Genomic DNA, 23,276 nt, shown 5'->3' with positions numbered 1-23,276 from the left:
CAACAATTCGGGATAGCCTGCCGGGCGTGTCGCGGATGATCACTTCTCGGAAGGTACGGCTCGCGCTCGCCGCCGCTGTGCTGGCGGCGGTCGTCGTGGCGGTCGCCCGCCTGTGGCGACGAGCGGAGGAGCGCCGGGTCGCCCTCCCGATCGAGGGATCCGGGGCCACCCTCCCGATCGAGGCATCCCGAAATGTCTTTCCGGCGAAGGGGCCGATCGTCTCCTCGGTGGAGGAGCCGGACTCCGGGGCCGGGCGCGCACCGCGGTGGCCTCCGGCGCCCATCCTCGGCACCCCCACGGACGAGGACCTCAGGCGGTACGCCGGCCCGCCCTCCGCCTTCCGGACCACCGTCGAGCGGATGTTCGAGCGGAGGCCGCGGACGCCGGGGGAGCCGTTGGACGAGGGCACCCGGAGCCGCCTGGTCCGCTGGACCGCCGCCGGGATCGCGGTGTGCCTGCTCGCCTTCGGCACGCAGCTTCTGGAGAGCGCTGTCTTCTCGAACGGGGTGGAGACCGTCGAGGTGACCGATTTCGGGAGCCTGTACGGCACGGACGAGCAATGCGGGCCGGACACCCGGCTGGAGCCGGGGCTGCGCTTCACGGACGAGCAGGGAGTGGCGAGCGCGTATGTCGTCGGGTGCGTAGAACAGGATTCCTACCTGGCGGAACCCGCTCAGCCGTACGAGGCCCCGAGCCCGTACGAGACTCCGGCCCCGTACGAGACTCCGAGCCCGTACGAGACCGCCGCGACCCCCGTGGCGGTTCCCGACGCCGACTGCCACCCGCGGGCGCGGACTCCGAAGGTGCGGGCGCTCAACCCGAGGGTGACCCGGGCGGTGAACCGCCAGTGGCGCCGCATCGAGAGGTGGCTGGAGGCGAACGCCCCCGCGAGCCGCCGCACGCTGGGCGGGCCCGCCAGTGCCCGTACGATCGCCGTCGCGGAGGCACAGATGGGCCTGCGCTTCCCCGACGACCTGCGTGCCTCCCTGCTGCGGCACGACGGGGCCTCCCTCGTGGCCGGCACCTGGCCGTTCGGGTTCCTCGGAAACCAGAACCAGGGGGTCCGCGAGATCCGTGACGCCTGGCGGCAGCTGTGCGGGATAGACGCGGAGGTCGAGGGCGCCGCCGAACTCGACGCCGACGTACGGGCGGAGTGGTGGGACGGGCGGATGATCCCGTTCGGCGCCGACGGGAGCGGCAATCACCTGGTGATCGACTCCGTGGTGCGCGACGTCGGCGACACCGACCACGAGGGCCAGATGAGTTTCACGCCCGGTGGCATCCGGATCAGCTCGTACTACGGCCTGCTGAGGATGACGGCGAACGTCCTGGAGACCGGCGGGTCCATCGGCTACTGGAAACCGGTCGTCACCGGAGGCGAGCTGCGCTGGGACGTCGTCGAGGACTGACGCCCTTCAGGGGACACCCGCTCGGTTCAGGAGGGACGCCGTCCAGGAGGGATGTCCGTCCGGTCGGGGAGCTCCGGTTCGGGGGGTCCGGTTCGGGGGGTCCGGTTCAAGGGGTCCGGTTCGGAGGTTCCGGAGTCCCGGTTCGAGAGCGGTGAGGTTGCCCGGAACCGGGCCGCCCCGCCGGTGGGAGACGCGCCGCCGGGAGACGCGAAGAACCCCGTCCTCTCGTGGAGGGGACGGGGTCCGGGGACATGCTCGGCCGCGGTGCTCCTCGGGCTTCGCCGTTGGCTCGCCGCCGTCAGTTCTTCGGCGGGACGGGCCTTCCGCCGGGCAGCACGGTGGGCGGCGGGAAGCGCAGCTTGCGAATCTGCAGCGCGCGCATGGCGGCGTAGAAGCCGACGCCCCTGAGGTTCTCGTTGGGGAACTTCTCAGCGGTGAGCTTCTTCACCTTCCAGGACACCCAGATCGAGGTGAGCAGCACGCCGACCATCATGAGCGGCCAGCCAACCGTGATCACCGCGACGTAGACGTAACCGCGGACGTCCGCCGGGAACGGGATCCAGGTGAGCAGCAGGATGAGAAGGGAGAACGGCAGGAAGTACTGGCTGGCGAGGCGGCGGGAGTCGACCCAGTCTCGCGCGAACTTCCTGGCGGGCCCCTTGTCGCGGGCGGGGAAGTAGCGCTCGTCGCCACGCAGCATGCCCTCGCGCGCCTTGACACGCTCGCTGGCCTGGCGTTCGCGGAGGTTCTTGTAAGCCTCTTTGCGGTTCTGGGGGGCGTTCACCGGCTGCCGGCGACGGCCTTCGGCGTCCCGTCGCTTGGGTGTGGGACGCCCCTTGCCCGCAGGCTTAGGATCGTTAGCGGAGACGGGGGAGTCGTCCGCGGTGGTCTGGGTACGTCGGAACACAACGTCAGCCTACCGGGACTGCAACTTAGTGACGCCCCCGTGCGTTATGCGTAGGGTGAACCCTATGGTGGCTCCGGTGCTTTTTCGGGGGGCTGGAATCACTTGGGGTGACCCGAAGCGCACTTGAAGAAGGGGACGGCCGACGCGCATGAGCGTGATGAAGAGACTTTCGCTGATCTTCAGGTCCAAGGCGAACAACGCGTTGGACAAGATGGAAGATCCTCGCGAAACCCTGGACTACTCGTATCAGCGCCAGCTGGAGTTGTTGCAGAAGGTGCGCCGGGGTGTGGCGGACGTCGCCACCTCGCGCAAGCGTGTGGAGCTCCAGATCAACCAGATCGAGGCGCAGTCGCGCAAGCTTGAGGATCAGGGCCGCAAGGCGCTCGGGGTCGGCCGTGAGGACCTGGCCCGTGAGGCGCTGACCCGTCGCGGCAGCCTGCAGACCCAGATCGCCGACCTCCGCGTGCAGCACGACAACCTGCAGGCCGAGGAGGAGAAGCTCACCACGGCCTCCCACCGGCTGCAGGCCAAGGTCGACTCCTTCCGTACGAGGAAGGAGACGATCAAGGCGACCTACACCGCCGCCGAGGCGCAGACGCGGATCAACGAGGCCTTCTCCGGCATCTCCGAGGAGATGGGCGACGTCGGCCTGGCGATCCAGCGCGCCGAGGACAAGACCGCCTCCATGCAGGCCCGCGCGGGTGCCATCGACGAGCTGCTGGCCAGCGGCGCGCTCGACGACTTCAGCGGGCAGCGCGGTGACGACATCCAGGCCGAGCTCGACCGCATGGGCGGCGGGCACGACGTGGAGCTGGAGATCGCGCGGATGAAGGCCGAGCTGGGCCAGGGCCCCGCGCCGCAGGGCGCGATCACGCCCGGACCGGCGCAGCCCCACCAGCAGCCCCAGCCCCAGCAGCAGCCGCCGCACTCCCAGCAGCCGCAGTCCAACCAGACGCAGCAGCTGCGCCAGCCGGGGGAGGGCCTGTGATCGTCCGCATCATGGGGGAGGGGCAGATCGACATCGCCCCCGCAGACCTCGACGTGCTGAACACGCTGGACGCCGAGCTGGAGGCCGCCATCGAGGCCGGTGAGGAGGAGACCTTCCGGGTGCGGCTGCACGCCCTGCTCGACAAGGTCCGCCACGTCGGCAAGGCGCTGCCCGACGACAGCCTGGAGTCCTCGGAGCTGATTTTGCCTCCGGCCGACGCATCCATGGACGAAGTGCGGGAGATGCTCGGCAATGAGGGGCTGATTCCCGGCTAGCTTGGGCATATGGCACAAACCCGGTTCGCCCCGGACCGGGGCCTGACCAGGCGCATGGTGGTCACCATGTTCCTGCTCGGACTGCTCTACGTGGTCTTCGTGGCCGTGTTGATCACGCTGGGTGTCCGGGCCGTCGTGGTGCTGGTGATCGCCGGTGCCATCCTGCTCGTGCAGTACTTCATGTCCGACCGCATCGCGCTGTTCGCGATGCACGGGCGTGTCGTCTCCCCTCAGGAGGCCCCGGAGCTACACGGCATGATCGACAGGTTGTGCGCCCTCGCCGACATGCCCAAACCACGGGTGGCGATCGCCGACTCGGACGTCCCGAACGCGTTCGCCACCGGCCGTAACCAGAAGAACTCCGTGGTCTGCGTGACCACGGGGTTGTTGCGCCGCGTCGACGGCGGCGAGCTGGAGGGCGTGCTGGCCCACGAGATGTCCCACGTGGCCCACCGCGACGTCGCGGTCATGACGATCGCGTCCTTCCTCGGCATCGTCGCCGGGCTGATGACCAGGGTCGCGCTCTACAGCGGCCTGGGCGGGCGCGGGCGCGACGACAGGGGCGGCCTGCCGATCGGCCTGATCATCCTGCTCGTCTCGGCCCTGGTGTACGCGGTCAGCTTCCTGCTCACCCGTGCCCTGTCGCGCTACCGTGAGCTGGCCGCCGACCGCGCGGGAGCGCTGCTCACCCAGCGTCCCTCCGCCCTGGCCAGCGCCCTCGTCAAGATCAGCGGTGAGATGGCCCGCATCCCGACGAGGGATCTGCGCGAGGCCGAGCCGTTCAACGCGTTCTTCTTCGCACCGGCCCTGTCCGGCAAGGCGGGCCTGGCCGCGCTCTTCGCGACCCACCCGCCGCTGGAGCGGCGCCTGGAACAGCTCAGCGGGATCTCCGCCCAACTCGGGCAGGGCGGGTGACCGGCGACCGGGCCACGAAGGGCCCGAAGGGGCTCTGGGTTCCCCGCCCGGAGTCGCTCGACGGACGCGAGTGAGACGCGAGTGAGACGCGAGTGACCGGACACCGGGTCGCGGACAGCTCGGGAGCTCCGGAGCTCGAAGGGCTCAGAAGGCTCGAAGAGCTCGGAGGGCTCGGAGGGGGAGTGATCTGATGCGCTGGTGGGACGTGCTGATGGGGCGCGGCGAACCGGCCAAGGCCGACCTGGACGCGCTGTTCGCGCTGCCCTCGGCCGCGGTGACCCTGCGGGCCGCCACCGATCTGGCGCCGACGGGCGTGGGGGCGGTCTGCTTCCGCTCGGCCGAGGGCGGGGCGTTCGCCGAGCTGGAGCGCGACATCACCCAGTTGCTGGACGCCGGGGGCGGCCCCCCGGTGGAGGTGTCGAAGGACTCCTTCGGCTACACGTGGCTGCTGGTGCGCCGTACCCCCGACATGCTCGGTGACCTGGTCACGGACCTGCACGCGGTCAACTCCTCCCTCGAGGGGGCGGGTTTCGGCCCCTCCCTGCTCTGCTCGCTGGTCTCCTTCGCCGCCCCCGACGGCCGCGGGCTCGCCCTGGTCTACCTCTACAAGCAGGGCACCTTCTACCCCTTCGCCCCGCTGCCCGCCGACGAGGGGGCGGGGCGGGCGCAGCGCAGGGACAACGCGCTGGAGCTGCAGGTACGCGGCGCGATCGGCGGCGAGCTGGAGATCGAGCCCGATCTCGGCCGCTGGTTCCCCCTCTGGGGGGCGCCCGGCCTCTGAGAGGTCGCCCCCCGCGAAGCCCTTCCCGCGAGGCCGCTCCGTGCCATTCACGAGGCGTCTGGAGCGTGCCAGGATGGCCCGTCCGGCTTGCGTTTGATGTACGTCCTGTGACCCTTTGCCCCCACAATGGGACCGGAAATCCATCACGGGAGAAGGGTGTGACCATGGCGGACCTCGCGTCCTTGCGGCCCGGGGATCCCGAGCAGGTGCGGGAGTACCGGCTCACCGCCCGGCTCGGCGAGGGAGGCCAGGGAACGGTCTACCTGGGCGTTTCCCCGACGGGGGCGCGCGTCGCGGTCAAGTTGCTCCGCGCGGATCTCGCACAGGACGAGGAGGCGATGGAACGCTTCGTCCGCGAGGTCAGCACGACCCAGCGTGTCGCGCCCTTCTGCACCGCCGCGGTGATCGACACGGGGGTCGACCGGCATCGCCCGTACATCGTGAGCGAGTACATCGACGGCCCGACGCTCGACGCGGTCGTGACCACCGAGGGCCCGCGCGAGGGCGCGGGACTGCACCGCCTCGCGATCGGCACGGTCACCGCGCTCGTCGCGATCCACCAGGCGGGGATCGTGCACCGCGATTTCAAGCCGTCCAACGTGCTGCTCGCCTCCGACGGCCCCCGAGTGATCGACTTCGGCATCGCCAAGGCGCTCGACCGGACCTCCACGCTGACCGCGATGGCGATCGGTACCCCTTCGTACATGACCCCCGAGCAGCTGGCCGGGGAGAACGCGGGGTCGCCCGCCGACATGTTCGCGTGGGGCTGCACGATGGTCTTCGCGGCCACCGGGCAGCCGCCGTTCGGCACGGACAGCCTTCCGGCGATCTTCAACCGGATCATGAACATGGAGCCGGACCTGGGGGCGATCACCGACCCCGCGCTGCGCGACCTGGTCGGGCAGTGCCTGTCCAAGGACGCCACCCGGCGGCCCGCGGCGGGTGAGGCGCTGTTGCGGCTGCTCGGCCACGCGGGTGGCGCGGGGGCGACCGGTGCCGCGCCGTCCACCGCGCCGCGCGGCATCCTCGCCGAGGGCTCGGCCGCCGCGGCGCAGCAGACCGGCCCCGGCCCCGGCGGGTACCCGGGCGGGAACGATCCCGGGCACACCGTGTACGGGCAGCGGCGTCCAGGGGGCGACGACCACACCCGGCGGGACCAGCGGCAGCACTCCGGGCCGCAGCCCTTCGCCCAGCACGGACCGGGCGGGGGATACCCGGCGCAGGGCCCGCAGGCCGGCCACCCCCAGCAGTCGGACCCGCGCGGCCACGCCCAGCACTTCCAGCGGTCGGATCCTCGCGGCCACGCGCAGTACCCGCAGTCTCCCCAGCAGTCGGACCCTCGTGGTCACGCCCAGCAGAGCCGGCCCCAGGGGCACCCGCAGCAGGGTCCGGCCCCCACGAGACCCCTTTCCGGCGGGTATTCCGGCCCCGACGGCTACGCGGGCGGCTACCCTCCGCAGGGCCCCGGGCACCCGCAACCCGGATATCCGGGGCACCCCGGACCCCAGCCCTACGGTGCTCCCCCGACCTTCCCCTCCTCCGAGGGCACCCCGTACCGGAACCCCGGACCACCGGCGTACCCGGGGCGGGCGACCCCCGACCGCCGCGGGCGCAAGGCGTGGCCGGCGATCGTGGGGGCCGTGCTGGTCACCGCCCTCGTGGCCGGAGGCGTCGTGCTGGTGCTGCGCGGCAACACCGCCGAGACGCCCGGAACCGCCGGGACCGGGAGCACGAAGGGCGCGAGCACCCCGGCCCCCACGGATCCGACGGTGCCGGAGGCCACCGGCACGATCAAACTGCCCGGCAGCTCGCTCACCCTTCACGAGAGCGACCAGGACCCGATCAGGCTGAGCTCCTACAGCCTCGACTGGGACAAGACCCTCTACGTCCGCAAGCAGGACACCGGGCAGTTCGTCAAGAACGACAAGTACTTCCAGTACACGGTCAACGCCGAGGGCACCCAGGCGCTGGGCACCGACCGGATATACGACGCGCAGAACTACGCGATCGTGTCGATCGTCGATCATCGATCCGGCGCGGCGAGTAGGATCAGGATCACCAAGGCGCCGATCTACCCGACGCTGCCGCAGTGGTCGCCGGACGGCAGGCGCGGCCTGGTGACCCTCTACGAGGCGGTCGGCGACATCAGCAAGGAGTACGGCTTCGCGATCATCGACGTCGCCACGAAGAAGGCGAAGGTCGTCCGCGTGAGGGAGAAGGACGCGGGCAAGTGGAGCTATTTCTGGCGTGGCGACGGCCGGGCCGTCGGCACCTGGGCGCTGACCGGTAAGACCCAGCGCATCCGCTTCTACGACACGCAGGGCACCGTGCTGCAGACCCTGCTGGACGTGGGCACCCCGATCACGGTCGAGGGCGACGACATCTCCCCGTCCGGTTCGTCCCTGCTGACGTACTGCAAGGAGAGCAAGAAGGAGATCTGCGTCTGGTCCACCGGCTCCGACGCCCCGGCGAAGGTCAGGATCCCGTTCGAGACGGAGCGGCTCATCGGCTGGTACGACGACGAGCACATCGCGGGCTGGCGGCGCAAGGGCTCCGGTTACGAGGCGGTGGTGTTCGACTTCACGGGGAAGGTACAGCGGCTGCTGGCCACCAGCACCGACGCCAAGGAGTACGAGAAGCAGTTCATGCGCTTCACGCGAGAGGGTTGACATGAAGGAGTGGACCCACGCCGAGCACGCCGCGGCCGCCGCCGCGGAGATCGCCCGGATGGCCGACGTCCTGCGGGGGCGTGACATGTCCGTCCCCGTGCTGACCTGTCCCGGCTGGGATCTGGCGAGGCTCGCCGCCCACACCGGAGGCGTGCACCGGTGGGCGGTCGCCATGGTGCGCGACCTGACCGAACGGCGCTACGACCGCGACGGCATGGACATGGGCCTGCCCGCCGACCCGGGCGGCTACCCCGCCTGGCTCGGCGAGGGCGCCGGCTTCCTGCCCGAGGCGCTGCTGTCGCGGGACCCGCAGGCGCCGATGTGGTCCTGGGGCGGGGAGAGGCGGGTGGGGTTCTGGTCGAGGCGGATGCTCCACGAGACCGTGGTGCACCGGGTGGACGCCGAGCTCGCGCTGGGCGTCCCGGTCACGATCGACGAGCACGTGGCGGCCGACGGGGTCGAGGAGTTTCTCGACATCCTGCCGTACGTCAGGTGGAACCCGGACGTCGCCGAGCTCAGGGGCGGGGGCGAGACGATCTCGCTGCAGGCCGACACCGGAGCCGGATGGGTGATCACCCTCGACCCCGACCGCTTCCACCACCGGCGGTCCCTGCAGCCGGGCACCGTGACCGTGCTCGCCGCCACCTCTGCCGACCTGCTCCAGGTCGTGTGGGGTCGGCGCAGCCCCGACGACTACGCCATCGAGGGCGACGGCGGGCTGCTGGGCTGGTGGCGGGGTCTCGCCCGGATCTAGGTCGCGTCCACCCGCCGGACCGGGTCCTCGTCGGATCCCGATCCGGTCCCGACCCGGCCGGGATCCATCCCGGATCCGGTCGGGATCCACCCCCGATCCACTCTGGATCCGGCCGGGATCCACCTCGGATCCACCCCGGCCGAACGCAAAACACCCGCCCGGGATTCGGCCAAGACACGACAGGGCCCGCGCAGGGCTCGCCGCCGCGACCGCGGCCCCGTGGTGCCATGACTTTATGATCAAGATGTCCCGGTCGGCCGCCTCGGCTGTGCTCGTCTCCGCGGGGATGTTCCTCGCGGGCCTGTCCGGCGGCACGGCGCTCGCGGACTCCGAGCCCTCCGAGGCGACCGTGGAGAGGAGCCGCCCCCAGATCACGGTCGTGGGCGAAGGGAACATCTCCACCACCCCCGACATCATGCGGCTGGACACCGGCGTCGAGGTGCGCCGCCCCACCGCCGGGGCGGCGTTCGCCGACGCCCGTACCGCCGCCGCCGCCCTGACGCGGGCGCTGCTCGCGACCGGGATCGCGGCGGAGGACCTGCGGACCGACGAGTTGACCCTCAGCCCCGAGTACAAGGAATATCCCACGATCTCCGGCTACCGGGCCACGCAGGGCGTCGAGGCCGTGGTGCGCGACCTCGACGACGCGGACGAGGTGGTGGACGCGGCGGCCTCCGTCGGAGAGACGGTCCGGTTCGACGGTGTCACCTTCGAGGTGTCCGACAACCACGCGCCGCTCAGGCTGGCGCGCGAGGCGGCCTTCGAGGACGCCAGAAACCGCGCCACGCAGTACGCCGAGCTCGCGAGCCGAGGGCTCGGCCGCGTCATGGAGATCAGCGAGCAGAACGTCACCCCGCCGACGCCGGTCCGGGGCTTCGCCGCGATCGCCGACAAGGCGTCGATCAGCCCCGGCCGCCGGAACGTGTCCGTCAGCGTCAAGGTGGTCTACGAGCTCAAATAGGCCCCGCTCACGCGGTGCTCCCCCGACCCCGGGTACGCGACAGGTCCCCGGCACGCGACGGGCCCCGGCGGGTTACCACCCGCCGGGGCCCGTCCACCCTGAGATCGGGGCGGAGCCTCGGGACACCCGGGCCCGGCGAGACCGGGGGCCGAAACCTCGCCGCGAGGTCGGGGCCGGGATCAGAGCCGGGACCAGGACGGTGGTCGGGGCCGGGATCCAGGCTGAGATCGGGGCAGAGGTCAGAGCCGGGACCAGGACACGGGACCAGGACAGAGGTCGGAGCCGGGATCCGGGCGGGGATCAGGGCAGGGCCAGCATCCGGTCCAGGGCGACCCCGGCCCAGTGGGCGGTGTCGTCGTCCACGGTGATCTGGTTGACGACCTGGCCGGAGGCGAGCGACTCCAGCGCCCACACCAGGTGCGGCAGGTCGATCCGGTTCATCGTCGAGCAGTAGCAGACCGTCCGGTCCAGGAACGTCACGTTCTTGTCGGGGAACATGGCGCCGAGCCGCTTGACCAGGTTCAGTTCGGTGCCGACCGCCCAGGAGGACCCGGCCGGAGCCTCCTCGAGCTTCTTGATGATGTATTCGGTCGAACCGACGTGGTCGGCCTTGGTGACGACCTCGTGCCTGCACTCGGGGTGGACCAGCACGTTGACGCCGGGGATGCGGGCGCGGACGTCGTCCACGCACTCGGCGCTGAAGCGGCCGTGCACCGAGCAGTGCCCCTTCCACAGGATCACCTTGGCGTTCCCGAGCTGCTCGGCGGTGAGGCCGCCGTTCGGCCGGTGCGGGTTGTAGACGACGCAGTCGTCCAGCGACAGGCCCATCTCCAGCACCGCGGTGTTGCGGCCCAGGTGCTGGTCGGGGAGGAAGAGCACCTTCTCCCCGCGTGAGAAGGCCCACTCCAGGGCGCGCCTGGCGTTGGAGGAGGTGCACACGGCGCCGCCGTTGCGCCCGCAGAACGCCTTGATGTCGGCGCTGGAGTTCATGTAGGTGACGGGGACGGTGACTTCGGCGATTCCCGCGTCCTCCAGGGCCTCCCAGCACTCCTCGACCTGGTCGAAGGTGGCCATGTCGGCCATCGAGCACCCGGCCGCGAGATCGGGCAGTACGACCTTCTGGGAGTTCGAGGTGAGGATGTCGGCGGATTCGGCCATGAAGTGCACGCCGCAGAAGACGATGTACTCGGCGTCGGGGCGGGCCGCGGCCTCCTTGGCGAGTTTGAACGAGTCGCCGGTCACGTCGGCGAACTGGATGACCTCGTCGCGCTGGTAGTGGTGGCCCAGCACGAAGACCCTGTCGCCGAGTGCCGCCTTGGCCCTCCTGGCGCGCTCGACGAGCGCCGGGTCGGAAGCGGACGGCAGCTCGCCGGGACAGTCGACGCCGCGCTCGCTGTGCGGGTCGACACCCCTGCCGAGGACGAAGAGCGGAAGCCCGGTCTCGGTGGTCGTCATGGCCACACCCCCTTATCGTCGAAGTGACGACTAATGATGACACATGGGATTGGGGCTTTATTCCTGGGGAGGGGGTTTTGTCCAAGGGCGGATGGTTCTGGCGTCTGAGGAATGTGTACCGAGGGGCGGGTGTTGGTAGCGTCTGAGAAGGACGTCATTAACAGACAGCCGTTCCCGGGGAGCGGCTGACGCAGACGCGGGAGTCACCAACATGTCGGTTGAGAGCAGCGAGACCACGGCGCAGGGCCTGATCCTCAGTTCCGCGGCCGCGGCGAAGGTCAAGAGCCTGCTGGAGCAGCAGGGCGAGGAAGGTCTCCAGCTGCGCGTGGCCGTGCAGCCCGGCGGCTGCTCCGGCCTGCGCTACCAGCTCTTCTTCGATGACCGTTCGATGGACGGCGACGTCGTCTCCGACTTCGACGGCGTGAGCGTGGTCACCGACCGGATGAGCGCCCCCTACCTCGTGGGCGCCACCGTCGACTTCGTCGACACGATCGAGAAGCAGGGCTTCACGATCGACAACCCGAACGCCACCGGCTCGTGCGCCTGTGGAGACTCGTTCAACTAGGCGAGTCGAGCAAGCGAGAACGCCCGGCCCCGCGGGGTGACATCGGTCACCCCGCGGGGCTTTCGCGCGCGCGATCGGAGTAGCACGCAGGAACGAGCGGGACGCGAGGAAGGTCGCGTATTCTTGCGTGGCTCATCTTCCCGCGTGGCTCAATGGCCCGCGTTCCGAGAGATGCTGACAACGAGGAGAAGAACCCCGTGCGCATCGCCGTCACCGGCTCAATCGCGACCGATCAACTGATGACCTTCCCCGGCCGCTTCAGCGACCAGCTCATCGCCGGTCAGCTCGACCGGGTTTCCCTGTCGTTCCTCGTGGACGACCTGCAGGTCCGCCGCGGCGGCTGCGCGGCCAACATCGCGTTCGGAATGGGCTGCCTGGGACTCAGTCCCGTCCTGGTCGGCGCGGTCGGCGCCGACTTCGCCGACTACCGCTCCTGGCTGGAGCGCCACGGCGTCGACTGCGACTCCATCCACGTCTCCGAGACGCACCACACGGCCCGCTTCCTGTGTACGACCGACGACGATCACAACCAGATCGCCTCGTTCTACACCGGCGCGATGGCCGAGGCCCGCCTCATCGAGCTCGGCCCGGTGGCCCAGCGGGTCGGCGGCCTGGACCTGGTGCTGATCAGCCCCAACGACCCCGACGCGATGCTCAGGCACACCGCCGAGGCGCGCCAGCGCGCGATCCCGTTCGCCGCCGACCCCTCCCAGCAGCTCGCCCGCATGCCCGGTGAGCAGATCCGCGAGCTGGTCGACGGCGCCGCCTACCTGTTCGGCAACGACTACGAGAAGGGCATGATCGAGCAGAAGACCGGCTGGAGCGACCAGGAGATCCTCGACCGGGTCGGCGTCCGCGTCACCACGCTCGGTCCCAAGGGCGTGGTCATCGACCGCAAGGGCGAGCCGTCCCTGCACGTCCCCCCGGCGCCCGAGCTCGGCAAGGCCGACCCCACCGGGGTGGGCGACGCCTTCCGCTCCGGCTTCCTGTCCGCCCTGGCCTGGGGCCTGTCCCTGGAGCGCTGCGGCCAGGTCGGCAACCTCACCGCCACCCACGTCCTGGAGCGTGTCGGCGGACAGGAGTACGAGCTCGGCCAGAAGGTCTTCCTGGAGCGCTTCGCCGACGCCTACGGCGCCGACGCCGCCGCCGAGGTGGCCGCCTTCGTGAAGTGCCACCACGCCTGAGCCGTCACGCCTGAGCCGCCGCGTCACCGGGGCCTCTCCTGAGCCATCGGGCCCCGGCGCCCTCCCGGGACCCCGTTCTCCCAGGACCCCGTTTCCCGGGACCGCGCTTCCGAACCGCCGATCGGGCCACCGCCGGGTCACCGCCCAGCGGCGGCCCGGCCGGTGCCGGACGCCCGCGCGGGGTGGGCTGAGGTCAGCCGCTCGCGTAGACGCGGTGCACGAACTCGGCCAGCTTGTCGTCGGGCAGTTTCCTGGCCAGGTCGGCCTCGGTGATCATGCCGACGATGCGGCCGTCCTCGATCACCGGTAGCCGCCGGATCCGGTTCTGCTCCATCTTGGCCAGCGCCTCCTCGACGCTCGCGTCCGCGGACACCCAGACCAGGCCGGTCGCCAGGTCTCCCGCGGTCACCGTGGAGGGGTCCAGGCCGTGCGCCACGCACCTGACCACGATGTCGCGGTCGGTGATGATCCCCTTCAGCCGGTCGTCGCTGCCGCAGATGGGCAGCGCGCCCACGTTCATGTCCCGCATCATCTGCGCCGCCCGGTCGAGTGTCTCGTGTGCCTCGACGCACCGGACCCCGGCGTTCATCAGATCTCTGGCCGTCTCGCCGCTCATGCCGTCCCCCCGAACCGTTTGGCGTGTTTCCGGGGAGGGTCATACCCAATTTCAGGACATGTCAGTAATTGCGGCGTACGTGGATGGCCCAGCCGCGCTCCGGGAGCTCGTAGCTGCCCACGTGGTGGTGCGACTTCAACCGGCACCAGGCCGGGATGTCGGTGAAGGCGGCCGGGTCGTCGGCGAGGACCGCGACGATCTCGTTGCGCGGCACGTCGTTGATCTGCGCCGCCAGCATGATGATCGGAATCGGGCACTTCTTGCCCAGCGCGTCGATCGTGAGGGCCGGGGGCCGCGCCGATCCCGCCGGAGTGGCCTGGCTGGACGTCATCACGTCTTCCCTCCCCGAATGTTGATCAAAGCTTGACCCCCGCCTCCTCGCGAATCCTCCGCACCGTATCCGGCAGAAGGGCGAGAAAACGGTCGATATCCATCGCCGAGGTGCCCCGGGGTAGCGAAACGCGGACGTTCCCGTGCGTGAGCACGCCCATGGCCTCCAAAACATGCGACGGACGAAGCGTACTCGCCGTGCAGGAGCTGCCGGACGATACCGAGAACCCAGCCTTGTCGAGTTCCGTGAGCAATGCCTCACCTTCCACATAAAGACACGAAAAGGTGACAATATGCGGGGCTCGTACGACCGGATCGCCGATGACCTCGACGTCCGGGACCAGCCGGGGCACCTCGGCCCTGACGCGGTCCACGAGCGCCGAGAGCCTGGCCGACTCCAGGGCCGACTCGGCCACCGTGGCGCGCAGCGCGGCGGCCGCCGCGACGATCGCGGGGACGTTCTCGAACCCGGGGACCCTGCGGCGCTCGCGGTCGTCCTCGGGCAGCGGGGTGCGCCACCGGGTGCCCTTGCGGACCACCAGCACGCCGACCCCGGCCGGACCGCCCCACTTGTGGGCGCTGGCGGCCAGCACCGACCAGCCGGGGGGCAGCGGCATCCTGCCCGCCGTCTGGGCCGCGTCCACCAGGAGCGGCACCCCCGCCTCCGCGCACGCCGCCGCCGCCTCGGCGACCGGCTGGAGCGTGCCGACCTCGTGGTTGGCGCTCTGCAGGCAGGCGAGGGCCGTGCCCTCGGCGCGGACCGCCTCGCCGAAGGCGCCGGGGTCGACCGCGCCGGTGATGTCGACGCCGACCGTCTCGACCGAGCCGCCGTCGCGCTCGTGGATGCCCGCCGCGTGCAGCACGCTGGAGTGTTCCACGGCCGAGGTGACCAGGCGGCGGCCGGTCCTGCGGCGGCCGTGCAGGGTGCCCAGGACGCCCAGGTGCACCGCCTGGGTGCCGGAGGAGGTGAAGGAGACCTCGTCCGGCCTGGCGCCCAGGGCCTCGGCCACCTCGGTCCGCGCCTGTTCCAGTAACATCCTTGCCCGGCGGGCGGAACCGTACAGTCTCGCGGGGTCGGCCCAGCCGACGTCGAGGGCCGCGATCAGAGCCTCGCGCGCCTGGGGGTGCAGCGGCTCCGTGGAGGCCGCGTCGAAGTACGCCACCTCTCAATCGTCGCACCACGCGCGGTGCGTGCGGGGGCTGCGGGGGAGGGCGAGGGGTGTCCGCGCTAATGTGTCCCCCAGCGTGAAGCTGTGAACTACGAAATCTTGAACGTGAACAAACGACCGCCCAGGAGCGACTCCTGGGCTTCATCTGTGGGGTAGGCGATCCGTGAGTCCGACCCGCCGTTCTGCACGGCGTCCGTTGGCCCGCCGCCGGGTGCCACGCGCTGCCGCTCTGGCACTGCTGCTGGTTTCCCTGACGGCGTGCAGTGCCGAAGACTGGTCCCGAGCCGGCTTGCCCGAGGGCGTCACCAAGCAGTCCGAAGCCGTCCAGAGTCTGTGGAACGGATCGTGGATCGCCGCCCTCGCCACCGGTGTGGTCGTGTGGGGCCTGATCCTGTGGTCCGTCGCCTTCCACCGCAAGAAGAAGAACTCCAAGGAGGAGCTGCCGCCCCAGGTGCGGTACAACCTCCCGATCGAGATCCTCTACACGGTGGTGCCGATCATCATGGTCGGCGTGTTCTTCTTCTTCACCGCGCGGGACCAGAAGTACATCACCACCATGTCCGCCAAGCCCGACGTGACGGTCAAGGTCGAGGGCTTCCAGTGGAGCTGGCGCTTCACCACGGACTACAACGGCAGGACCGCCCAGGTGGTCGGCCAGCCCGCCGCCGACTACACCAAGGGGCCGCAGCTGGTGCTGCCCGCCGGTAAGAAGATCAGGTTCGATCTCCACTCGCCGGACGTCATCCACTCCTTCTGGGTCCCGGCGTTCCACTTCAAGCTCGACGTGATCCCCGGGGTGAACAACAAGTTCGAGGTCGAGACCTTGAAGAAGCCCGGCACCGTCTACGCCGGCCGCTGCGCCGAGCTCTGCGGCGTCGACCACAGCAGGATGCTCTTCTCGGTGAAGCTCGTCACTCCTGAGGAGTTCGACCAGTACATCGCTAGTCAGGCGGGTGCCCAGTGACCGCGAACAACGAATCCCTCCCCCTTCCCCCGGTGCCGACCCGCAAGGGCTCGATCATCACGAAGTGGGCGTCGTCCACCGATCACAAGATCATTGGACATCTCTACCTGATCACCTCGTTCATCTTCTTCCTGATCGGCGGCGTCATGGCGCTGGTCATGAGGGCGGAGCTGGCGCAGCCGGCCCTGCAGTTCGTCAGCAACGAGCAGTTCAACCAGCTGTTCACCATGCACGGCACCGTGATGCTGCTGATGTTCGCGACCCCGCTGTTCGCGGGCTTCGCCAACGAGCTGATGCCGCTGCAGATCGGCGCCCCCGACGTCGCCTTCCCGCGACTGAACATGGTCAGCTACTGGCTCTTCACCTTCGGCAGCCTCATCGCCCTGTCGGGGTTCATCACCCCGGGCGGCGCGGCCAGCTTCGGCTGGTTCGCCTACACCCCGCTGTCGAACGCGATCAGCTCCCCCGGGATCGGCGGCGACCTGTGGATCGTCGGCCTGACGATCAGCGGTCTGGGCACGATCCTCGGCTCGGTGAACTTCATCACCACGATCATCTGCATGCGCGCGCCCGGCATGACGATGTTCCGCCTGCCGATGTTCACCTGGAACGTCCTGCTCACCTCGATCCTGGTGCTGATGGCCTTCCCGGTGCTCGCCGCCGCGCTGCTGGCGCTGGAGGCCGACCGCAAGCTCGGCACGCACATCTTCGACTCCCAGACCGGCGGCGCGCTGCTCTGGCAGCACCTGTTCTGGTTCTTCGGGCATCCGGAGGTCTACATCATCGCGCTGCCGTTCTTCGGCATCGTGACCGAGGTGCTGCCGGTCTTCAGCCGTAAGCCGCTGTTCGGCTACATTGGCCTGGTCGGCGCGACGATCGCCATCGCGGGTCTGTCGATCACCGTGTGGGCGCACCACATGTTCCCCACGGGACAGGTGTTGCTGCCGTTCTTCTCCTTCATGACGTTCCTCATCGCGGTGCCCACCGGGGTGAAGTTCTTCAACTGGATCGGCACCATGTGGCGCGGCCACCTGTCGTTCGAGTCGCCGATGCTGTTCTCGATCGGCTTCCTGGTGACGTTCCTGTTCGGCGGCCTGACCGGCGTCATCCTCGCCTCCCCGCCGCTGGACTTCCAGGTGTCCGACTCGTACTTCGTGGTGGCGCACTTCCACTACGTGGTCTTCGGCACCGTGGTCTTCGCGATGTTCGCGGGCTTCTACTTCTGGTGGCCCAAGTTCACCGGCAAGATGCTGAACGACACCATGGGCAAGGTGCACTTCTGGACGCTGTTCATCGGCTTCCACACCACCTTCCTCGTCCAGCACTGGCTCGGCGCGCAGGGCTTCCCGCGCCGCTACGCCGACTACAGCCCGATCGACGGGTTCACCGACCTCAACATGGTCTCCTCGGTGGGCGCGTTCCTGCTGGGCGCCTCCACACTGCCGTTCCTGTACAACGTGTGGAAGACCCACAAGACCGCGCCGCAGGTCACCGTGGACGACCCGTGGGGGTACGGCAACTCCCTCGAATGGGCGACCTCCTGCCCGCCGCCGAGGCACAACTTCACCTCGCTGCCCCGCATCCGGTCCGAGCGCCCGGCGTTCGACCTCAAGCACCCGTACGTTCCGGCCGACCGTGAGCTGGAGGAGGTCCGATGAAGGTCCAGGGCTGGCTGTTCATCCTCTGCGGCGTCTTCTTCGCCGCCGTGGACGTCGTCTACTGGTACTGGTCCAAGGAGCCGGTCGGCACGACCGCGATGGCCATCTCGGTGGGCTTCGCTTTCATGATCGGTTACTACCTCATGTACACGGCCCGCCGCATCGGCGAGCAGCCGGAGGACGACAAGCAGGGCGAGATCAGCGAGGGCGCCGGGGAGCTCGGCTTCTTCAGCCCGCACAGCTGGTGGCCGCTCTTCGTCTGCCTGGCCGTCGCGCTCAGCGCGGTCGGCCTGGTCATCGGCTGGTGGCTCTTCCTGATCGGCGTGTTCGCGATCGTGATGAGCATGATCGGCTTCGTCTTCGAGTACTACCGGGGCAACTTCTCGCACTGACCCCGCGTCTCACCGCCGTCCGAGCGGGCCACGGAAAGCTTCCGTGGCCCGCTTTTTGGCGTTTATTTGGCGCTCAAGGTGGATGTCTTATGTGGTGAACCGCTTACTCCGGGTAATAACTGAATGCAGTGGTTCAGTCCGGACAGGGGAGTTCATGTGGGACACGCGATCCGTGGTTCGAGCCGGGGAGCGGGACTACTGGCCCTCGCACTGGTGACGGCCTCCTGCTCGGAAGACACCGCCGTACAGAGTGGCCAGGCGTCCCAGGCGCCGTCCACCGCCGCCGCGGCGGCCGTCGTCACCGTCGCCCCCCTCGACAGGGCAGGCGGCGTCCCCACGGACACCCCCGTCCTGGTCGCGGCGCAGGGCGGCACCCTGAGACAGGTCGCCGTACGGGCCGTGAAGGGCGCCAAGGGCTCCCTGCCGGGCGTTCTCAGCGCCGACGGCACACAGTGGCGCAGCCGCGTCACGGCGGCTCCAGGAGCCTCCTACGAGGTCTCCGTGACGGCCGTCAACCCGGCGGGCGCCGTCACCACCAAGACCTCCTCCTTCTCCACGGTGAAGAAGAAGGAGACCTTCACGATCGAGAGCTTCATGCCGGGCAAGGACTCGACCGGCGTGACCGTCGGCGTCGGCATGCCGGTGATGATCACTTTCGACCGCGACGTCTCCGACCGGGTCTCCATCGAGCGCAATCTCTTCGTCCGTACCTCCAGGCCGGTCCTGGGGGCGTGGCACTGGTTCGACAACCGGAACGTGCACTTCCGCCCGAAGAGCTTCTGGCCCTCGGGCACCAAGGTCCGGGTCGAGGCCCGCCTCGCGGGGGTACGCGGCGGCGAGGGCCTGTACGGGGCCACGAACAAGATCGTCAACTTCAAGATCGGCCGCTCGCAGATCACCCGGGGCAGCGTCCAGTCGCACAACCTCACGGTGAAGCGCAACGGCAAGGTCGTCCGCGAGATGCCGATGAGCGCCGGGCAGGGCGGCGTCTGGAAGTACCACACGACCAGCGGCGTGCACCTGGCCATGTCCAGGGAGGACGTCACCGTCATGACCTCCCCGGGCATCGGCCCCGGTTCCGCGGGCTACTACCAGCTGACCGTCTACGACACCGTCCGCATCTCCAACAGCGGCGAGTACATCCACAGCGCCCCGTGGTCGGTCGGCTCCCAGGGCAACTCCAACGTCAGCCACGGATGCGTCAACGTCAGCCCGAGCAACGCCAAGTGGTTCCTCGACAACACCCTGATCGGGGACCCGATCATCATCACCGGCTCGCCCCGCGCCCTGGAGCCCACCAACGGGTGGGGCCACTGGCAGGAGAGCTGGAAGCAGTGGCTCAAGTGGAGCAGCCTCAAGCACTTCAACACCGAGGACGTCTGACCGCGGCCTCCTGGCGTCCACCCGGGGCGCCCGGGGTCCCGGGCCGTGAAAGGTCCGGCGAGGCCCGGAGAAGCCCCCTGAGGGCCTTCCTGAGGCATCGTGGCAGCTCAGGGCATTGTCCCCAGGCGTCTGGGCGTCCAGGCGTCGGGAGCGCGTACGACACGGCACCGTCCCGCCGGGAACGCGTACGACGAGCATCGTCCGGACGGGAAGGCGTACAACGAAGGGCCCGGACACCGCGCGGTGTCCGGGCCCTTCGCCGTGGCGTCAGCCGTGGCGGGTCAGCGGGTCAGGGACTTGTCGTCTCCGCCCTGGCCGACCGCCGCGTGCTCCTCGTGACTCCCGTGGCCCGCGCCGATGGCGCCGTGCTCCTCGGCGTGGCCGTGGCCGTCGTCGAGCGGGATCTTCTCGCCGCCGTACGCCGCGCTCATCTTGGCGCGGAGCCGGCCGAGCGGGCCGCGCATCCCCTTGGACGGGATGTCGTCGCGGTTCTTCGGGCCCGCGCCGCCTCCGGAGACGATCGGGATCGCCTCCTTGCCCCGCATGTGGGCCTCGATGGCCTCGTGCGGCGGGACGTGGACCTCGATGTACTCGCCGTGGGGCAGCCGCTTGATCACACCGGACTCCACGCCGTGGCTGATGATCGCCGCGTCGCCGCGCTGCAGGCCCAGGCAGACCCGGTAGGTGATGATGTACGCCACCACGGGACCGGCGATGATCAGGAACCGGCCGGCGTAGGTCGTCCAGTTCAGCGAGATGTGGAAGAACGCGGAGATCTCGTCGTTGGCGCCCAGCAGCCACAGGATGCCGTAGAACGTGACGGCCGACATGCCGATCGAGGTGCGGTGCGGGTTGTTGCGGGGACGCTCCGCGATGTGGTGCTCGCGGCGGTCGCCGGTGACCCACTGCTCGATGAACGGGTACAGCGCCAGGCCCGTCATGACGATGCCCATCGGCACCAGGGCCGGGATCAGCACGCTCATCGCGAGCGTGCCCCCCGCGCCGCCGAAGAGGTTGAGCTCCCAGGCGGGCATCAGGCGCAGCGAGCCTTCGAGGAAGCCCATGTAGAAGTCGGGCTGCGAGCCCGCCGAGATGTCGGCGGGGGTGTAGGGGCCGAACAGCCAGATCGGGTTGATCTGGGCGAAGGTGCCCAGCAGCGCGATGACCCCGAAGGTGAACATGAAGTACGCGCCGGCCTTGATCATGAAGGCGGGGTAGAACGGCGCGCCCACCACGTTCTCGTTGGTGCGGCCCTTGCCCGGCATCTGCGTGTGCTTCTGCACCCACATCAGGATCATGTGCGCCGAGATGAGCGCGAGCAGTATGCCCGGGATGAGCAGGATGTGCAGCGAGTAGAAGCGCGCGATGACGTCCTCGCCCGGATACTCGCCGCCGAAGAGGAAGAAGGTGATCCAGGTGCCGACGAGCGGCAGGGAGATCGCCACGCCCTCGGTGATCCGCAGACCGGCGCCGGAGAGCAGGTCGTCGGGCAGGGAGTAACCGGTCAGGCCCTCGGCGAGCGCCAGCGTGAGCAGCAGCACGCCGATCAGCCAGTTCAGCTCGCGCGGCTTGCGGTACGCACCGGTGAAGAACACCCGGAGCGCGTGCACCATCATGCCGCCGATGAACAGCAGGGCGGCCCAGTGGTGCATCTGCCGCATCAGCAGGCCGCCGCGCACGTCGAAGCTGATGCTCAGCGCCGAGGCGTACGCCTCGGACATGGTCACGCCCTGCAGCGGGCCGTACGAACCGGCGTACTCGACGTGGCCCATGCCGGGCTTGAAGAAGAACGTCAGGAACGTGCCGGTCAGCAGCAGGATGATGAACGAGTAGAGGGCGATCTCACCCAGCAGGAACGACCAGTGGTCGGGGAAGATCTTCCGCAGGTTGCGCCGGAGGAAGTTTCCCGCGCCGATGCGGTCGTCGACGAAGGTGCTCGCGCCCTCGATGGGCTTGGGAACGGTCTCGATGCTCATTACTGTTGGGCTCCGTTCTCACGGACCTCGGCCTCGGCGTCGCCGCGCTCCCAGAAGCTGGGACCGACGGGGACGGCGAAATCCGCCGTTGCGACGAGGTATCCCTCATTATCGACGGCGATCGGCAGCTGAGGCAGGGGCCGGGCGGCCGGGCCGAAGATGACCTTGGCGCCGTCGGCGGCGTCGAAGGTCGACTGGTGACACGGGCACAGGATGTGGTGGGTGGTCTGCTCGTACAGGGCCGCGGGGCAGCCGACGTGCGTGCAGATCTTGGAGTACGCCACGATCCCGTCGTGGGTCCAGTTCAGGTTGGTCCCTGACTTGAGCTCCTCGGGCCGGAACTTGATCAGGATCAGCGTGGCCTTGGCCAGCGCGTTCAGGTCGTGCTCGTAGCCCTCGGGCACCACGGAGAGGATGCCGCCGGGGGAGTTGAAGTCGGCGGCCCTGATGGGGGAGCCGCTTCCCTCGACGACGAGCTTGCGCGGCTTGCCGTCCTTGGTCTTCTCCCCCCAGACGGTGTGCCGGAGCTTGGCCGGGAAGTTCGTGTGGCTCGGGCCGAGGTCGCGCAGCAGGACCAGCGGGGCCAGGCCGAGCGGGGCGGCGGCGAGCAGCAGGGTGCGGCGCAGCAGCGGGCGCTTGACGATGCCGCTCTCGTTCGCCCCCTGCAGGAAGGTCTCGCTCACGTAGGACCTGGTCTCGGGGTCGGAGGCCATCGCGTGGCGCTCCTGGACCAGGTTGTACTTGGGCATGACCAGGCGGACCCAGGTCGTCAGGCCCGCGGCCAGCCCGAGCAGGGCCAGCGTGAGCGTGCCGCCCAGCGCGAGGTTGGAGATCTGCGTCTTCTCGATGTCGCCGACCTGGAAGACCACGTACGACACCACGAAGCCGATGCCGCCCAGGAAGGCGACCAGGAAGCAGAGGGCGGCGTAGCGCTCGCCCTTCCGCGCGGTCGCCTCGTCCTGCGGGGTCACCCCGGGAACCTGGACGACGTCCGCCCTCTTCGGCTCGTCGTGGCCGAGGAGGGAGGTGCTCGCCGCCGGGGAGGGGGTGCCGATCACGCGCTTCGGCGCGCGCTCCTCCGGCTGTTCGATGTCGTGATTGTTGTCAGTCATTTGGCCTGTCGCCTCTTCGCGGTGATCCAGATGGCGGCCAGGGAGAGGAGGCTGAGCCCGACGACCCAGGCCACCAGACCCTCCGTGACCGGGCCGATGCGGCCGAGACCGGCGCCGCCCGGGTTGGGCTCCTCACGCACGCCCACGATGTAGGCGATCATGTCCCGCTTCTGCTCGGGGGTGATGATGCTGTCGTTGAACACCGGCATCGCCTGCGGGCCGGTGATCATCGCCTCGTAGATCTGCCTCTCGGTGGCCGCGTGGAGCGGCGGTGCGTACTTGCCCTGGGTCAGGGCGCCGCCGGAGCCGACGAAGTTGTGGCACTGGATGCAGTTCGCGCGAAACAGCTCCCCGCCCTTGGACTTGTCGCCCTTGGCGGCGTCGACCTGCTCGTCGGTCGGGACGGTCGGGCCGCCGCCGAGCGACTGCACGTAGGCGGCGAGCTGCCGGACGGTGTCCTCGTTGACCCAGGGCGCCGGGGGCTTGCGCGGTGCCTGCGCTCCGGGGTTGGCCAGGGGCATGCGGCCACTGCTGACCTGGAAGTCCACGGAGGCGGCGCCGACGCCGATCAGGGTCGGGCCCTGGGCGGTGCCCTCGGCGTTGAGCCCGTGGCAGCTGGAGCAGCTCTGCTCGAAGAGCTTCTTGCCCTCCGCCACGTCGTCGGCCCTGCCGGACGCGATGGCGGCGTCGGCCTGCCGGCTGGGGGAGATCGCGAGCGCGACCGTGTAGACCCCGCCGATCAGGCCCAGGGCCAGGAGCAGGACGGCGTATCTCGCGAGGGGATGCCGCCGTCCAGCGGTGATCCTATTCACA

The 23,276-nt window shown here is 69.6% G+C and carries 22 protein-coding genes; 14 read left to right on the top strand and 8 right to left on the bottom strand.

Annotated elements, in window-relative coordinates:
• Positions 1-35: 35 nt before the first annotated feature.
• On the top strand, positions 36-1,409 hold the full coding sequence (locus ABD817_RS08050; RefSeq protein WP_344916595.1) for an SMI1/KNR4 family protein: 1,374 nt from the start codon (positions 36-38) through the stop codon (positions 1,407-1,409).
• 298 nt (positions 1,410-1,707) lie between these two features.
• On the opposite strand, the gene ABD817_RS08045 is transcribed toward ABD817_RS08050, so the two are convergent.
• A complete protein-coding gene (locus ABD817_RS08045) occupies positions 1,708-2,316 on the bottom strand; it encodes a DUF3043 domain-containing protein (protein ID WP_344916593.1) in 609 nt (202 codons plus the stop codon).
• Between the two features lie 148 nt (positions 2,317-2,464).
• On the opposite strand from ABD817_RS08045, the gene ABD817_RS08040 reads away from it, so the two are divergent.
• The 7 genes from ABD817_RS08040 (at position 2,465) to ABD817_RS08010 (ending at position 9,659) form a co-directional block, all read left to right on the top strand.
• Positions 2,465-3,304: a PspA/IM30 family protein gene (locus tag ABD817_RS08040; protein WP_344916591.1), complete on the top strand. Its 840-nt coding sequence runs from the start codon at positions 2,465-2,467 to the stop codon at positions 3,302-3,304.
• Positions 3,301-3,579 (top strand): PspA-associated protein PspAA, encoded by a 279-nt coding sequence (gene pspAA / locus ABD817_RS08035; protein WP_329092758.1) that lies wholly within the window; start codon positions 3,301-3,303, stop codon positions 3,577-3,579. Before ABD817_RS08040 ends, pspAA begins: the two co-directional genes overlap by 4 nt.
• Positions 3,580-3,588: 9 nt before the next feature.
• Positions 3,589-4,494, top strand: coding sequence for a zinc metalloprotease HtpX (gene htpX, locus ABD817_RS08030; protein ID WP_344916589.1), 906 nt, complete (start codon positions 3,589-3,591; stop codon positions 4,492-4,494).
• A gap of 190 nt (positions 4,495-4,684) precedes the next feature.
• Positions 4,685-5,275, top strand: a complete 591-nt coding sequence (pspAB, locus tag ABD817_RS08025) for a PspA-associated protein PspAB (protein ID WP_344916587.1) — start codon at positions 4,685-4,687, stop codon at positions 5,273-5,275.
• A gap of 164 nt (positions 5,276-5,439) precedes the next feature.
• Complete coding sequence (locus tag ABD817_RS08020) at positions 5,440-7,944, top strand: serine/threonine protein kinase (protein WP_344916585.1); 2,505 nt, start codon at positions 5,440-5,442, stop codon at positions 7,942-7,944.
• A gap of 1 nt (position 7,945) precedes the next feature.
• Entirely contained in the window at positions 7,946-8,698 is a 753-nt protein-coding gene (locus ABD817_RS08015) for a maleylpyruvate isomerase family mycothiol-dependent enzyme (protein ID WP_344916583.1), read from the top strand.
• 235 nt (positions 8,699-8,933) lie between these two features.
• Positions 8,934-9,659, top strand: coding sequence for an SIMPL domain-containing protein (locus ABD817_RS08010; protein WP_344916581.1), 726 nt, complete (start codon positions 8,934-8,936; stop codon positions 9,657-9,659).
• 300 nt (positions 9,660-9,959) lie between these two features.
• Here ABD817_RS08010 and nadA read toward each other — a convergent pair whose 3' ends face one another.
• Complete coding sequence (gene nadA, locus ABD817_RS08005; RefSeq protein WP_344916579.1) at positions 9,960-11,114, bottom strand: quinolinate synthase NadA; 1,155 nt, start codon at positions 11,112-11,114, stop codon at positions 9,960-9,962.
• Positions 11,115-11,325: 211 nt separating this feature from the next.
• On the opposite strand from nadA, the gene ABD817_RS08000 reads away from it, so the two are divergent.
• Both ABD817_RS08000 and ABD817_RS07995 read left to right on the top strand, forming a co-directional pair.
• Positions 11,326-11,679 (top strand): HesB/IscA family protein, encoded by a 354-nt coding sequence (locus ABD817_RS08000; RefSeq protein ID WP_030910261.1) that lies wholly within the window; start codon positions 11,326-11,328, stop codon positions 11,677-11,679.
• Between the two features lie 197 nt (positions 11,680-11,876).
• Positions 11,877-12,863 carry a carbohydrate kinase family protein gene (locus tag ABD817_RS07995; protein ID WP_344916577.1) on the top strand — a complete coding sequence of 329 codons (987 nt, stop codon included), beginning with the start codon at positions 11,877-11,879 and terminating at the stop codon, positions 12,861-12,863.
• A gap of 193 nt (positions 12,864-13,056) precedes the next feature.
• On the opposite strand, the gene ABD817_RS07990 is transcribed toward ABD817_RS07995, so the two are convergent.
• From ABD817_RS07990 to ABD817_RS07980, 3 genes are all read right to left on the bottom strand, one after another.
• Positions 13,057-13,479 carry a CBS domain-containing protein gene (locus ABD817_RS07990; RefSeq protein ID WP_344916575.1) on the bottom strand — a complete coding sequence of 141 codons (423 nt, stop codon included), beginning with the start codon at positions 13,477-13,479 and terminating at the stop codon, positions 13,057-13,059.
• Between the two features lie 61 nt (positions 13,480-13,540).
• Positions 13,541-13,810: a sulfurtransferase TusA family protein gene (locus ABD817_RS07985; RefSeq protein WP_329092777.1), complete on the bottom strand. Its 270-nt coding sequence runs from the start codon at positions 13,808-13,810 to the stop codon at positions 13,541-13,543.
• 25 nt (positions 13,811-13,835) lie between these two features.
• On the bottom strand, positions 13,836-14,972 hold the full coding sequence (locus ABD817_RS07980) for a cysteine desulfurase family protein (RefSeq protein ID WP_344916571.1): 1,137 nt from the start codon (positions 14,970-14,972) through the stop codon (positions 13,836-13,838).
• A gap of 169 nt (positions 14,973-15,141) precedes the next feature.
• Between ABD817_RS07980 and ctaC the strand changes: the two genes are divergently transcribed.
• The 4 genes from ctaC (at position 15,142) to ABD817_RS07960 (ending at position 19,375) form a co-directional block, all read left to right on the top strand.
• Positions 15,142-15,942: an aa3-type cytochrome oxidase subunit II gene (ctaC, locus tag ABD817_RS07975; protein ID WP_486389317.1), complete on the top strand. Its 801-nt coding sequence runs from the start codon at positions 15,142-15,144 to the stop codon at positions 15,940-15,942.
• Entirely contained in the window at positions 15,939-17,600 is a 1,662-nt protein-coding gene (gene ctaD, locus ABD817_RS07970; RefSeq protein ID WP_344916566.1) for an aa3-type cytochrome oxidase subunit I, read from the top strand. Before ctaC ends, ctaD begins: the two co-directional genes overlap by 4 nt.
• On the top strand, positions 17,597-17,992 hold the full coding sequence (locus ABD817_RS07965; protein ID WP_344916564.1) for a cytochrome c oxidase subunit 4: 396 nt from the start codon (positions 17,597-17,599) through the stop codon (positions 17,990-17,992). Before ctaD ends, ABD817_RS07965 begins: the two co-directional genes overlap by 4 nt.
• A gap of 156 nt (positions 17,993-18,148) precedes the next feature.
• A complete protein-coding gene (locus ABD817_RS07960) occupies positions 18,149-19,375 on the top strand; it encodes a L,D-transpeptidase (RefSeq protein ID WP_344916562.1) in 1,227 nt (408 codons plus the stop codon).
• A gap of 281 nt (positions 19,376-19,656) precedes the next feature.
• Here ABD817_RS07960 and qcrB read toward each other — a convergent pair whose 3' ends face one another.
• Genes qcrB through qcrC form a run of 3 tightly spaced genes read right to left on the bottom strand, consistent with a single transcriptional unit; the run spans position 19,657 to position 23,275 of the window.
• A complete protein-coding gene (gene qcrB, locus ABD817_RS07955; RefSeq protein ID WP_344916560.1) occupies positions 19,657-21,351 on the bottom strand; it encodes a cytochrome bc1 complex cytochrome b subunit in 1,695 nt (564 codons plus the stop codon).
• Positions 21,351-22,463 carry a cytochrome bc1 complex Rieske iron-sulfur subunit gene (gene qcrA, locus ABD817_RS07950; protein WP_344916558.1) on the bottom strand — a complete coding sequence of 371 codons (1,113 nt, stop codon included), beginning with the start codon at positions 22,461-22,463 and terminating at the stop codon, positions 21,351-21,353. Before qcrA ends, qcrB begins: the two co-directional genes overlap by 1 nt.
• A complete protein-coding gene (gene qcrC / locus ABD817_RS07945; protein WP_344916556.1) occupies positions 22,460-23,275 on the bottom strand; it encodes a cytochrome bc1 complex diheme cytochrome c subunit in 816 nt (271 codons plus the stop codon). The genes qcrA and qcrC overlap by 4 nt, the downstream gene beginning before the upstream one ends.
• Between the last annotated feature and the right edge of the window lies 1 nt (position 23,276).

It is taken from the genome of Streptosporangium oxazolinicum (assembly GCF_039537505.1).
Taxonomy (GTDB): domain Bacteria; phylum Actinomycetota; class Actinomycetes; order Streptosporangiales; family Streptosporangiaceae; genus Streptosporangium; species Streptosporangium oxazolinicum.
The sequence above is the reverse complement of the archived record's forward strand: the minus strand, read 5'-3'. Positions and strand labels throughout refer to the sequence as shown.